The 14,335-nt window shown below is 32.3% G+C and carries 9 protein-coding genes; 1 reads left to right on the plus strand and 8 read right to left on the minus strand.

The window, feature by feature from the left end:
• The first annotated feature begins 35 nt into the window (after positions 1-35).
• Entirely contained in the window at positions 36-1,928 is a 1,893-nt protein-coding gene (locus ACSHW5_RS09680; RefSeq protein WP_435675925.1) for a SulP family inorganic anion transporter, read from the plus strand.
• Between the two features lie 403 nt (positions 1,929-2,331).
• Here ACSHW5_RS09680 and ACSHW5_RS09685 read toward each other — a convergent pair whose 3' ends face one another.
• The 8 genes from ACSHW5_RS09685 to coaD form a co-directional block, all read right to left on the minus strand.
• Entirely contained in the window at positions 2,332-6,084 is a 3,753-nt protein-coding gene (locus tag ACSHW5_RS09685) for a T9SS type A sorting domain-containing protein (RefSeq protein ID WP_435675926.1), read from the minus strand.
• A gap of 355 nt (positions 6,085-6,439) precedes the next feature.
• Positions 6,440-7,531 carry a cyclic nucleotide-gated ion channel gene (locus ACSHW5_RS09690; protein WP_435675927.1) on the minus strand — a complete coding sequence of 364 codons (1,092 nt, stop codon included), beginning with the start codon at positions 7,529-7,531 and terminating at the stop codon, positions 6,440-6,442.
• Between the two features lie 12 nt (positions 7,532-7,543).
• A complete protein-coding gene (locus ACSHW5_RS09695; protein WP_435675928.1) occupies positions 7,544-9,757 on the minus strand; it encodes a molybdopterin cofactor-binding domain-containing protein in 2,214 nt (737 codons plus the stop codon).
• Positions 9,754-10,218 carry a (2Fe-2S)-binding protein gene (locus tag ACSHW5_RS09700; RefSeq protein ID WP_435675929.1) on the minus strand — a complete coding sequence of 155 codons (465 nt, stop codon included), beginning with the start codon at positions 10,216-10,218 and terminating at the stop codon, positions 9,754-9,756. Before ACSHW5_RS09700 ends, ACSHW5_RS09695 begins: the two co-directional genes overlap by 4 nt.
• A gap of 276 nt (positions 10,219-10,494) precedes the next feature.
• Positions 10,495-11,601: a lactonase family protein gene (locus ACSHW5_RS09705; protein ID WP_435675930.1), complete on the minus strand. Its 1,107-nt coding sequence runs from the start codon at positions 11,599-11,601 to the stop codon at positions 10,495-10,497.
• A gap of 11 nt (positions 11,602-11,612) precedes the next feature.
• Positions 11,613-12,119 carry a pyridoxamine 5'-phosphate oxidase family protein gene (locus tag ACSHW5_RS09710; protein ID WP_435675931.1) on the minus strand — a complete coding sequence of 169 codons (507 nt, stop codon included), beginning with the start codon at positions 12,117-12,119 and terminating at the stop codon, positions 11,613-11,615.
• A 13-nt stretch (positions 12,120-12,132) separates the two neighbouring features.
• The gene (locus ACSHW5_RS09715; protein ID WP_435675932.1) at positions 12,133-13,881 is read right to left on the minus strand and encodes a M14 family metallopeptidase; all 1,749 of its coding nucleotides are present in this window, start codon (positions 13,879-13,881) and stop codon (positions 12,133-12,135) included.
• On the minus strand, positions 13,878-14,333 hold the full coding sequence (gene coaD / locus ACSHW5_RS09720; RefSeq protein WP_435675933.1) for a pantetheine-phosphate adenylyltransferase: 456 nt from the start codon (positions 14,331-14,333) through the stop codon (positions 13,878-13,880). The genes ACSHW5_RS09715 and coaD overlap by 4 nt, the downstream gene beginning before the upstream one ends.
• Between the last annotated feature and the right edge of the window lie 2 nt (positions 14,334-14,335).

Raw genomic sequence — 14,335 nt, forward strand, 5'->3', positions numbered from 1 at the left:
GTACCTTTGCCCACTTTAAAAAGTAACTAAATATTATGACTGAGTTTATCAAGAAAATAATACCCAATGCAAAAGATGATACATTAGCCGGAATTACGGTTTCATTAGCAATGATACCCGAAGTTGTTGCTTTTGCTTTTGTGGCACAAATAAGCCCTATAGTAGCCCTATTTGGGGCTTTTGTTATAGGAATTATTTCAGCACTTTTTGGCGGAAGACCTGGACTAATTTCTGGTGCAGCCGGTGCTGTAGCTGTTATTTTTGTACACATGATTCAAGAAGGACATGCAAAAGGACTATTGTTTGACAACCCCGTTGAAAATATGGGCTATTTTTATCTATTAGCCGCCGTAGTTTTAATGGGAGTAATACAGATATTTGCTGGTTTGTTTAAATTAGGGAAATTTGTACGTTTAATTCCACACCCAGTAATGATGGGCTTTGTAAACGGATTGGCAATAGTTATTTTTATGGCGCAACTAGGAATGTTTACAGAAAATAAAAAAGATTTCTTCGGACAAAATATGCGTAAAACCGAATCGAAAGAATTGGTTTATAACCTATCTAATAATCAAGTTAAAGATGTAACTTCTGATACCATATTATTTACGATAGAAGGTAATTCTGTGAAAAACAATAGCACTAATAAAGAAATGTTTTTAATATCAGAAGGTCAAGTTTTTGATATAAACACAAAAAAAGTTGTTTTTAATATTTCAGAAGAAGGATTTTATTCAATAAAAGATAACGGTGTTTTAAAATCTAGCATGCAAGGAAAAACCTTATATATAATGATTGGTTTAGTATTACTAACCATGTTCATTGTTTGGGGATTGCCTAAAATAACAACAAAAATACCAGCAGCTTTAACAGCCATTTTAATTGTTTCTTTAATTTCAATTTTTGGAGGATTAAATTCTATTAATGTGGGAGACTTTATTAGAGATGGTGGCGGAGCTGGTTTAAACGGAATTGCTGAAATTTCTAAAAATTTAAATGTTTTAGAATTATGGAGTAATCTACCTTTTAATCTAGATACCTTAAAATTTATTGCACCTTATGCCTTTTTAGCAGCATCCGTTGGTTTAATAGAAACTTTAATGACTATGAATTTAGTTGATGAATTAACAGAATCTAGAGGAAACGGAAACAAAGAATGTATTGCACAAGGAGCAGGTAACATTATGAGTGGCGCTTTTGGAGGTACTGGTGGTTGCGGTATGATTGGCCAAACTGTAATAAATATTAATGCTGGCGGACGTGGACGCTTATCTGGCGTAATGATGGCGTTAACCTTATTAACTTTTATTCTGTTTGCAGACAAATATATAGAGCAAGTGCCTATTGCTGCCTTGGTTGGTGTTATGTTTATGATGGTGATTGAAACATTTGCTTGGTCTAGTTTTAGAATTTTAAAGAAAATTCCAATGTCAGATGCCTTTGTATTGATTATTGTTTCTGCAGTTACTGTTTTCTTCGATTTGGCAATTGCCGTATTTGTAGGGGTCATTATTTCTGCCTTATCATTTGCCTGGACAAGTGCAAAGAAAATTAGAGCAAGAAAACGTTTTAAAGAAGATGGAACAAAAATTTATGAAATTTGGGGACCACTATTTTTTGGAAGTATTACTGAATTTAATGCAAAATTTGATATAAAAAATGACCCAGATTTTGTAGAAATAGATTTTGTAGAAGCGCGTATTTCTGACCACTCTGCCATAGAAGCCATTTTTAATTTGGTTGAAAAATACCAGGCAGCCGATAAGAAAATTACATTAAAACATTTAAGTGAAGATTGTAAATTGTTGTTATTCAAATCTAGTCCAATATTTACAGATATTATTGTAGAAGATATAGATGATCCTCGTTATCATTTAGCGGCAAATCCAGAAGATTTCCCTAAACCATTGGGTGAGTATAAGTTTTAGGTTTACTTAAGTAAAAAAAGGAAAAGGTTAGCCATTGGCTAACCTTTTCCTTTTTCTACTATACAATGAGTTTCTTATAATTTAAAAACAAATTATTGAAGTCTCTTTTAGAGTATTAAAATTGATCTTTCTCAATTGAGTTTATAGCCAACTAAACTTAGTACACACTTGTTTTTTACTGTAATTTAATTGCTTCCATAAGATTACTTCTTAGATATTTAAGCATATATACATTAAAAAAACAACTTTTCTAACGCTATAAAATATTTGCTAACATGAAATATCACCAACAAAAAAAAAAGAAGTTCAAATAAAAAAACCTGAACTTCCTTTCTTTTTATTCCTAAAGTATTAAGTATCTAATGTAGATAACTAACCATTTACTTTCAATAGAAATTATTAATTAATCTAGTATTACTTTTTTAACCAATTTACCAGATTCTGTTTTTAAATGAACAAGGTAAACTCCTGCGCTCAAGTTTGAAAGAGCAATCTCTTTTGGCCCTTGTATAGATGTCATGAATACATTTTTCCCAGAAACATCAAATATTTTTACTTCAGAATTTCCTTCTTTAATTCCTTGTATGTGCAACTTGTTATTTGATACATACATAACTGCATCGTCTAAATATACCTGAGAAACATCTAAGGTCTTACTACTGGTATGTAAATAAAAACGCCCTATTCCATTTAAATCACTTTCTAGCGTTGTTGTAAATTTTGAAGTATCATCTAACAATAGAAATGAATTGTTCTTTATATCTTCTAAATAGATACTAATTCCTGCTGGTAAATTAGTGCCTTTGGCAGATAACGTAATTTTTGCACCTACAGAGGCTTTTATACCTATTGGAATAATCATATCCTCATAATTACTATTTGGTAATGATTGTATTCCTAAGTTTTTTTCATCATCCAATGCAACAGTACGCGTGTAAACAATAATAGAATTTGCTGCTCCACTAAAGATAGAACTATCATACCCGTTATCAAAACCTGTAGTAGTTCCTTCAATATAATAAATATCAGTTTTTCTTGTATTTGTTTCATCACTTAAAGTAACTTCTATCTCTGGTCTACCATCAGTAGTACTTTTCTGAAATGTATCTGTAGTTTGATGGGATTGCATATTCTCATTAAACTTGAAAGTACTTAATCCATTTGTTTTTACAAAAAACCCTTGTGCAGGAGCAATAAACTTGGCCGCTGTTGTTTGATTAACAATTTCATATAATTCTGTTGCCTGATTCCAGTACCACAAGGTTTCTTCTGTTAGCCCACCTGTATTTACCTTAAGTACATTGTTTGTATTATCTGCAGAATTATTACCTGCAACATAAGAAATATATGGATTTCCGGTAAGATTAAAACCAGTGGTATTCAGAAAAGTTACCACTGTTTCTGATTCAGTACGCATATTGCCCACAAAAGCAATATCTCCTACACCTGCTAATTTTAAAGATTTACCGTCTCCCTTTAAAAAATCACCTGTTCCTACAGCTCCATTTTGATAGTAGGTCCAACCTGGTAAAGTATTATTATAACTTCCCAAACCTCTATTATTTACATTTGTAGAACCTACAGCCAAACCTTCGTTTGTTACAAAAGCGTCTATGTCTTGACCATCAACAGGAGAAGAAATTAAGTGCCAATTGGTAGTTGGTATATTTCTATTATAAGTTATGGTTCCTGTAAAGGTAGATTGTGCAATTAACGAACTACCAGAGTTCATAGTTACAGAATTAACAGTTACTGGATCTATAGCTGTAGGATAGTTGGTGAGCCCAGAAGGAATAATTACATCTTGAGAGCTTATTGGCAAAGCATTTGAACTCCAATTTGTGCCAATATTCCAATCATTGTTTGTTGTTCCAGTCCATGTTACATTATTATCGGTAAAATTAGAGGTAAACATCCCTCTACCATGCGAAGCTGCTAAAATTAAATTATCACTTGCTCTATATTGTAACATATCTACTCTTACAGCACCCATACCTGATGAAAATGAAGTCCAAACTGGTGTTGTAGCAGTAATATCTGATGTTTTCCAGATACCTGCATCTGTTGCTAAAATCACTTCGTTCATATGCAAAGGATTAAACAGACTCCATCTTACTGGCATATCTGGTAAATTTCCTTCTTTATTTAACCATGTAACACCACCATCCGACGTGTAAATTACACTAGTAACACCAAAATTAGAATAGGTTACTAGAAGTTCATTATCCGTAGCACCAACCTCTACACAAGAAATTGCACCACCAATGGTACTGTTATTTATTATAGTTGTGGTACCATCATTTGTTCTTTTAATAAGTCGCCCAGTAATTGTACCAAAAAAAACAGCTCTATTTCCAGCATTATAAGGAGATACTCTAATATGTGTTACAATATTATTAATGTCGGCAATGGTAAGGTTAACAGTAGTACTTGACTGGGTAGTATTGTCTGGTTTAAGAGTAGATTGACTTATACTAGTACCTCCATTATATGAATAAAGAACATTATTTTGATCATCATAATCTGCTGGATTGATAAAACTTCCATTACTTGAATTACTTACTATTGGTATATTATAAATAGTATTATTAAAATCATGCAATCTATAGGCATTCCCTGTATTTGAAACTATATAATAAGATCCATCAGTACCACTTGTTAAAAATGCCGTTTGATCTATAAAAGCAAAACCCCCATCTCCACCACTAAAATCGCTTGTATCATCTATTCCAGGAGAATCAAAATAAGGCGTTCCGTTATCTTGTGTACCTCCTAAAAAACCATTTGTATTCTTTGGATCTATAGCTCCAGAGAAAAACTGTGTAACATTATAATTTTTATTTCTAGCAAAAATTCCTGTTGTAAAGGCATTTACACCACTTGTAGGAATTATAGATGCATCAGGCGCAAAAAACATTCCACCGTCCGTTGCATATAAAATAGAGTTATTGTTTGGTCTATATAAAATGTTATGGATATCTGCATGAACATGGCTAACGGAATCATCCCAATAACTAGACCAACTAGATGTTTTTTGCCAAGTTGCACCTGCATCTGTAGTCTTAAAGGTATTAACGCCACCAACATGAACCTCATTAGGGTTTGTAGGGTTTACAACAGCTATCAAGTCATACCAAGCTTGGCCTCTTGTAAAATCTACACTTGAAACTGTGGCATCATTTGCATCATCAGGTAACGTGGTATTTGTCCATGTAGCTCCTCCATCAGTGCTTTTTATAATTTCTCCTATAAGACTTCCTGAAGCAATTAAAGCGTAAACTACATTTGCATTAGAAGGTGCAACGGCTAATTCTACCCTACTACCAGTGGAAGTATAAACCTGATTCCATGTAGTGCCATTGGTTGAATTAAAAACATCTCCATTAGCTCCTCCCGCCCATATAACATTATCAGGTCCAATTTCTAAATCACGATAAGGCGATGTTGTTGTTGTGGTCCAGGTAGTTCCACCATCTGTAGACCTTAGCAAATCTGTGTTGCCAGAAATTCTAACCGAGGCATAAACTACACCTTGAGCTCCACTTTCATTTCTAACAACGAGGTCATAAACTTCATGAAAACCAGTAGTATTGGCTAAAATAGTCCAACTATTTCCCCCATCTATAGATTTATAAATCCCTGCTCCTCTTGTAGCATCTGCATTATTCCAGCCTTCACCTGTTCCTGCATAAAATGTTGTAGTAACAACAGGATCATAATCCATTGCTGAAATTGCAAAGTTTGGTAAACCTACCTCTACTTGTATCCAAGAAACATTTTCATCAGTAATATCTTCATTTTTCCAAATACCTCCACTTACACCGCCAGCAAAAACTCTTTTATCATTTACATCATTCGGATCAAAAAAAACACCTCTGGTTCTTCCAGCAACCTGCAACGGCCCTCTAGATTCCCAGTTAAAATTTACCGTTCTTCTCGATTTATTTAATGTATTAATATTCTCAATCACTCCAAAAAGTCTTTCTCTAGGAACCTTTCCTGTTTTTGGATCTAATGTCCTTAAAAAATCCTGTTCAAAAACTAAATCTGGCCTATCTTGTTTCGCCATATTTTTCAACTCTTTAGAAGTTAATATCTTCCTTTTTGAATATGGATGATTGTTGATAAGTTCAGCAAGTTTATCAGCGTCAGTCATTGTTTTATCAGTTTCACAAGAGAAAAAGACAAACAAGACTAAGGAACATGAAAATAAACATAGTTTAATTAATTTCTTTGCAATAGGTTTGGTTAATAGTGTCATAACAGTTTAGTTTTAGAATAATTATTATACCAGTAGGAAACGTATAATATTAATAGTTGAATACCAAATATAACGAAATATTTTCTTACACCACTTGTTTTCAATAGATTAAACAAAACAAATACTCAAGTTTTTTCTATCTTTACTACTCAACTTAAGTACTAAGGAGTAAAAAATTGGCAGTATTATAAGTAAAAGTTATAAAACTTAGCTGCAATTTCAGATTTACTTAAACTTAATTCTGTATAAATTACAACAGATCAAACCTATCTTTTGAAACACTTTCTATAACTTTTATAATTTCTGGTTTTGATTGTACTAATTTTTTAAAATCGTAAGAAGTAAGCTCAAACATTTCGCACCTTTTTTTCGCTTTTACTGTGGCGGTTCTTTTTACATCTTTAATTAAGGCTATTTCACCAAAAAAATCTCCTTTATTCAATATAACATTAGCTTCTTTTTCAGGAAACACTACCTCCACTTCTCCTTCTAACAAAAAATACATCGCATCTCCAACGTCACCTTTTTTTATAATTACTTCGTTTTTTGTAAACCTTTTCACCATTAAAAGTCGTGCAATTTCAGAAATAGTACCTTTATCTAATTCTGAAAAAATAGGCACTTTTGCCACTAAATTCCAACTAGTAACGTATTTGACTCTTTTTAACTCTTGTGCAAAACCATTTGCCAAAATACCTGCTGGCAAGGCAAACATTCCTAAACCAATTATTGATGCCAAAGCTCCCACTAATTTACCCAAAACTGTGATAGGTACAACATCTCCATAACCAACCGTAGCCAAAGTAACTATAGACCACCACATAGATTCTATAATACTACCAAAGCCTTTAGGATTTGCTTCTTTTTCAACAAAATATAAAATAGTGGAAATAAAAAAAGTCAATAAAAACATGAGGTATAAAGATGCCAAAATCGATTTTCTTTCACTTATAATTACATCTTTAAAAATAGTTAATGCATCTGAAAATCTTGCTATTTTTAAAAAAGTTGCAATACCAAAAGTATATTTCACAACCTCTATGTTCTGAAAATCAAAAAAAGTAAGAACAAAAGGAACCACTGCTATAAAGTCTACAAAACCTTCAAAAGATTGCAAATATATTTTACATCTTTTAAGTTGCAGCGCTTCCAGAATATGAAAAAAATAATCTATGGTTAAAACGCCAAAAAGAATTCTTTCTATCTGAAAAATAGTAAAGGAATAAAAATTACCCGTTTCAGCAGATTCAATTGCTATTGAAAACGTAGCCATTACAGTAACTAAAATAATAAAATAAGTATAAAAACTAGATTTTTTTAATTCTGAAAAAGCTTGTATCATATTCATTTAATATTAAATCAAACCTTGATCTATTAAAGGTAAAGAACGTACACGTTTCCCTATAGCATTAAAAATAGCGTTGCAAATTGCAGGTGCCATTACCGGAACTCCAGGTTCACCAACTCCCGTCGGATGTTCATCCATAGCATCCATTATATCTACTGAAATAGTTGGTGCATCCTTCATTCTGGCCACTTGATAGTCAAAGAAATTATGTTGCTCAACGGCTCCTTCTTTTGCAGAAATTTTTCCATACAAAGCCAAAGAGATTCCAAAAATTGCGGCGCCTTCTAACTGATTTTTAATATTGTCTTTGTTCAAGGCCAAACCACAATCTATGGTTGTCCAAACATTTTCTACTTTTACTTTTCCTTGTAACACAGAAACCTCTACTATTGTAGCAACATAACTATAAAAACTACGATGAATAGCAACGCCTAGTCCATGGTTTTTTGATAACTTTTTACCCCAATTAGCCATTTTGGCAGTGTTTTTTAAAACATCCTTCATTCGTTTAGAATTATAAGGATGATTAGATGTTCCTTTTAAAATTCTATCTTTTCCTATTAAATCTAAATGAAATTGTACCGGATCTTTTTTAGCCGCAAATGCCAGCTCATCAACAAAAGAATTATTACCAAAACCACTGTGAATATTTACTACAGAACGCAACCAACCAATTCTTACATGAGCCTCTGCTTTTACATTTTCTAACCTAAAGTTAGTTAAATCATAAAGATTTTGAGTAAACCCTTGATTTAATTCTAAACCAGAAGCATAATCAGACATAGGTTTAAAAGAAGACACAATAGATGGCAATGCAACACGTTGCAACCAACCAATAGTTTGTCCTTTTTTATCCAACCCACCTTTTAAATATTGCACGCTTGTGGCATGGTAAAAACTGTTTTGTATATCATCTTCACGGGTCCAAACTACTTGAACAGGCGCGTTTATTTTTTTTGACAAAGCAACTGCTTCTACCACAAAGTCAGATTTTGATTTCCTACCAAAACCTCCTCCTAAAAGCGTAACATTTATGGTTACATTTTCTACTGAAACATCAAAGAAATGAGCAATTTCTGCTCTTGCTGTTTGCGGATCTTGTAACGGCGCCCAAACTTCAATTTTATTACCTTGAAACCAAGCAGTGGCATTTGGTACTTCCATGGGAGCATGTGCCAAAAACGGAACGTGATACGTTGCTTCTACTATAGTTGTTGCATCTTTAAAAGCTGAACGTACATTGCCAAAACTACCAGGAACTAATTTTCCTTTTTGATGCACTCTTTCCGTGAGTTTTTCTTTGAATTTCTCAGTATCAAAAGAATGATTTTCTCCATAATTCCATTCAATATTCAAGTTTAATTTTCCTTGAAAAGCAGCCCAAGTATTGTTAGCAATTACAGCAACACCTCCTAATGCACCAAAAAACTGACCGGTTGGTGGCACCATTCTTTTTAGTTCTATTACTTGTTCTACGCCTGGTGTTTTTTCCGCATCGGATTTTTGAAAACTCTTTACAGATCCAAAAGCAACAGGACATCTTGCAATTGCAGCAAATTTCATATTTGGTATTTTTACATCAATACCATACGTAGCTGTTCCGTGAGTAAAATCTTTTAAATCGACACTTTTTAAATGTTTGCCAATGTATTTAAAATCTTCAATCTTTTTAAGTGTAATTGTTTCTTCTAATGGAAGAGCAACTTTAGCTGCGGCTTCAACCAAATCTCCAAAGAAAATTTTATCATTTGTTTTCTTATTGATAACAAAATGATTTTCTGCTGTACAATCTGTTGTAGCAACCTTCCATTTATCAGCAGCGGCAGCAAGTAACATTGCTTTTGCGGTTGCTCCCATTTTTCGCATGGGTGCTAATAAAGTTCTTACACTTCTAGAACCGTCTGTATTTTGATTGCCGTATTTGGCGTCTCCAGTTGCTTGTTTTACCGTAATATATTTCCAATCGGCTTCTAATTCATCCGCAATTGCGGAAGCCAAAGAGGTTTTAATTCCTTGTCCCATTTCTGACCTTGAAGCCATTAAAATAACCTTTCCGTCTTTTTGAATTTGAATAAATAAGTTGGGTGTAAAAGTTCCATCCACTTGTGGAATAAACTCTTTTTTATCTGAAGACAATGTACATCCTAAGAGAATTCCTCCGGAAGCTAAGCCAAATAATTTTACAAAATCTCTACGATTTATTTGCTGTATTTTACTCATTTTGCTTCATTTTTAAGTGCAACAGCCGTATGAATTGCTTTTCTAATTCTTGTATAGGTTCCACATCTACAAATGTTTCCGCTCATAAAATCGTTGATATCTTTGTCTGTAGGATTTTCATTTTTATCTAATAATGAAGTTGCCGCAATTAGTTGTCCTGCTTGACAAAAACCACATTGTGGAACATTACCTGCATGCCATGCTTTGCGTAAGTATTCTAAATTTTCTGAAGTGCCTTCTATTGTAAAAACCTCTTTTCCAAAAACAGAAGAAATAGGAATTCCACAAGATTTAAGGAGTCTTCCATCAACTAAAACAGAACAGGCTCCACATTCACTTACACCACAACCAAATTTTGTTCCTGTTAAGCCAATAATATCTCTAAGAACCCATAATAAAGGCATATTATCCTGTACACTAACAGTGTATGCCTTTCCGTTTATTGATAGTATTTTACTCACCTGTATTTGTTTTAAAGTTACAAGTTACGAATAAAATGATTTTAAAGAAATTTTTTAAGGCTTATAAATAGTAAAGACTACAGTAGGTATAAAGCACTTGCAGCAAACAAAAAAATCCATTATCCATAGAAATCTTAAAGAAAACAGCTGATTATTTTTGCATTGAATACAATTTGACACATAAAAGAATTGCAAAAAATGATGCTTACATCATTGCCATGTACCTAAAACCTGGTACATTTTTTTTGCAAAATCTGAATGATTTTAACTTTAATCTTAAAACAAAATACACACAGGCATTGGTGCAGAAACTTCGCTTACAAAAGTTAACATGCCTGTTGCTGAATTTCTTTTAAAGGAAATAATATTGTCTGTATCTTGATTGGCAACCAATAAAAAATTTTCATTTGGTGATAAAGAAAAATTACGAGGACTTTTCCCTAAAACGGGTTCATAACCAATTGTTTTTAAAGTTCCGTTTTCTGGGTTTACTTCATAAATAACAATAGATTCATGTCCGCGATTAGAAGCGTACAAAAATTTTCCGTCTTTAGAAATATGAATATCTGCTGCTTTGCTATATGCTACAAAATCTTTTGGCAAGGTAGAAATTGAAAAATCTACATAATAAGATTCGTTTTTTTCTTTTACAAGAGAAACAGTGTTATTTAATTCATTTAACACATAAATCCATTTATTATTTGGGTGAAAAGTTAAATGTCTTGGGCCAGCTCCATCAGCCATTTTTAAGGTTTTTTGAGGGGTTAACACCAATTCATTTTTAGTTGCATCTATGGTAGAAAACCACAACTGATTTGTACCTAAATCAATAGAAATAATTTCTTTTTTTACGGGGTGAAACCATGCCGAATGTGCATGAGGTGCTTTTTGTCTATTAGTTGTTCCTTTACCAACGTGCTGTTGCACAAATAATAATTCAGATAATTTACCAGTATTATCTGCTTTTAGCAATCCTACACTTCCACCGCCATAATTTGCGGTTACAATATAATTATCATCATTTATAGCCACAAAACAAGGGCCACCTCCGCCAGATTTTTCATTACTTATTAATGTCAACCCTTCTTTTTCAATTTTAAAAGACTTCACAAATCCTGTTCCGTTTTCATTGGTTTCACCCACGGCAAATAATGATTTTTTATCTTTCGATTTTACCAAAAAAGTAGGATTTATGGTTTCTGCCACCAAACCAACTTGTTGTAAGTTTCCTTCTTTAGAAAGTTCATATTTATAAATACCTTTGGCATCTTTTTTTGTGTAGGTTCCTACATAAAAACTTTCACTTGTTTCTTCTTTCACTTTTGATGTTTTACAACTAAATACTACTACTAATACAACAAAAAATACGGTGGATTTTATCATTCTTTTACTACTTAAAATTTTATGCTAGGCACTTTCCAACTAATGGAATCTCCTAGTAATTTATGTTTTTCACTAATAATATATGCCATGTTGGGTGTAAACTTAATTAAAATATAATCTGTTGTTCTATTTTTATAAAAATTTTCCCAATCTTTTTTCCAATATTTTTTTTTGGCACTTTCTGCATTCACAAGCTTAGCAATTCCTTGCAAAGTAACATAACTTCCATTGTTTTTATCAAAATAAAACAAAGAAACCTGTTTGTTTTTTTGAATCTGTTTTACTTTTTCACTCTTCGGATTTGTTCCCAACCAAACAGTAAAATCTTCTTCTGGTAAAAAAGGATCCATTGCTCTTACATGCGAAATACGTAATGAATCTACTGTAATTAAAGCGCAGTTTTTTGCACTTTTCATAATTTCTTTTGCAATTGTTTTTATATCTTTTTTTGATTCCTCTACCTTAGTTGTACAGCTTACCAAAACAAAAACCAAAAAGGTTGATAAAAAAAACTTCATAACGTATACAAATTTAGAAAACTTTATAAACAGGCAAACGCAAATGCGCTTTTTCATAATGTGGTGTTCGTTTGTAAATCCAATTTAATTGCGCGCTGGCATTTTCTCTAAAATCTTTATCTACCAGTAAGTTGGACTCAAATTCTTTTTTTATTGATGGGTTTTCTGCTAAAAACTTTTCGGCAACATCTTCAAAAACATAAGCAGAAAAACCTTCTTTTTGTTGTAAAACAGTATCAAAAAAATTCCAGTTAAAAAAAGAATCTGTTGCTTCTGCTTCTAAAGTTTCTAATACATACCTAATTCCATTTTGTTTGGTGGTAATATATACATCTCCTTTTTTAAACTGAATATCTTTTGTTGTAGTGGTTACCGTAGTATTAAAATGTAAATAATGACCTTCATAAGGTGTTTTTCTACTTTCAAATTCTTTAATATGCTGTACTTCAACGGCAATGGTTGTGTCTTTTTTTAATCGCGTAAATGCAATATTATTCTTTTTTAATCTTTCTATAATAGTAAACCAACCTTGTGGTAAAATATAGGCTTTGGGGATTGTAATTTCTTTGGTTACTTTAAATTCATCAAAATATGGAACTACTTTCTCAAAAGGTTTCTTTGTATCATAAAATAACCTTTTTCCGTTGGTAACTTTACTATCAATAAAAGAGCTCTCAAATCCTTTAAAATACAAATCTCTCCATTTTTTTTCATCCACTTTATAATGAATAGGATACGTTTTTTTTGCTATAATTTCTTCAGCTGCTTTTGATCGTAATTTTTTGATAACCGCAGAATTTTCCTCAGTAAAATCAATGGCAGAAAACAACAACTCATAAGTTTGCTCAACTCTAATTTTATAGGGTTTTAACATGTGCGTTTCTACCATGAAACCTAAGGTATGAAAGAGCGATGTATACCCTGTAGAATATCTTGGCGAATCGAAAAATTGAGAAAAACCTGTTTCTGGAGTTGTACCCCAAACATTTACATAAGGTGTAATTATAATGCCTTTATTTTCTAAAGACTCTTCTAATTGCGGACGCATTTCATTTCTTAAAAACGTACCCAAACTACCACCTAATTTATTGTGTTGTGTAAATAAATGTGTAATGGCATATTGATAATCTGCGCCATTACTTACGTGATTATCAATAAAAACATCCGGATTTACAGCGTGAAATATTTCAGCAAAAGCAGCGGCATTTTTGGTATCTTGTTTTATAAAATCTCTGTTTAAATCATAATTTCTAGCATTTCCTCTAAAACCATATTCTTTTGGGCCATTTTGATTTGCTCTGGTATGTGAATTTCTATGTAATGAACCTCCTATATTGTAGACCGGAATTACGCAAATAATTGAATTCTTATAATGTTCTTGAAGCGAATCATTTTGAACAATATCTCTTAAAAGCAACATAGATGCATCTATACCATCAGATTCTCCTGGGTGAATTCCGTTATTGATTAAAATTCTGTTTTTTGATGACTTTTTAATTTCATCAACAGTTAAGTTTCCTTCGGTATTAAAAACCACTAAATGTAGCGGATTTCCGGAATCTGTTTCTCCGAATTCAAACAAACTAATTTGCTGATAAGTGGCTGACAAATCTTTGTAAAAAGAGATGATAGCTTCATATTCAGGAGTTTCTTTTCCGTTAGATTTTTCAAACAAGGTGGTAAAATCTTTAGATGTTTTTATAGTTTCTTTACAAGAAAATAACAAGACCACTACTAAAAATAAACCTACTTTTTTAATCATCTAACTCTTACGGTTTTAGGAACTAGCTTTGTATAATCTCCATTATTTCTAATAACATCTCTCACAATTGAAGAGGAAATATAAGAAGTGCTTGCCGCAGTTAATAAAAAAACCGTTTCAATAGGTGCTAAATCTCGGTTGGTGTGAGCAATTGCTTTTTCAAACTCAAAATCAGCCGGATTTCTTAATCCTCTAAGTATAAATTTTACATCATTTTTTATACAAAAATCTACGGTTAATCCTTTATAAGTAACAACCTTTACTTTTGAATTGCCTTTAAAACTATCTTCAATAAATTTTTTCCGTTCCTCTAAGGTAAACATGTAATTTTTATCGCTATTAATTCCTATTGCAATAATTAGCTCATCAAACAATGCTACACCTCTGCTAATTACATCAAAGTGTCCTAAGGTTAATGGATCAAAAGATCCTGGAAAAATTGCTCTTTTCATGT

Origin of the sequence: Polaribacter sp. (assembly GCF_051251875.1) — a bacterium.
Lineage (GTDB): Bacteria > Bacteroidota > Bacteroidia > Flavobacteriales > Flavobacteriaceae > Polaribacter.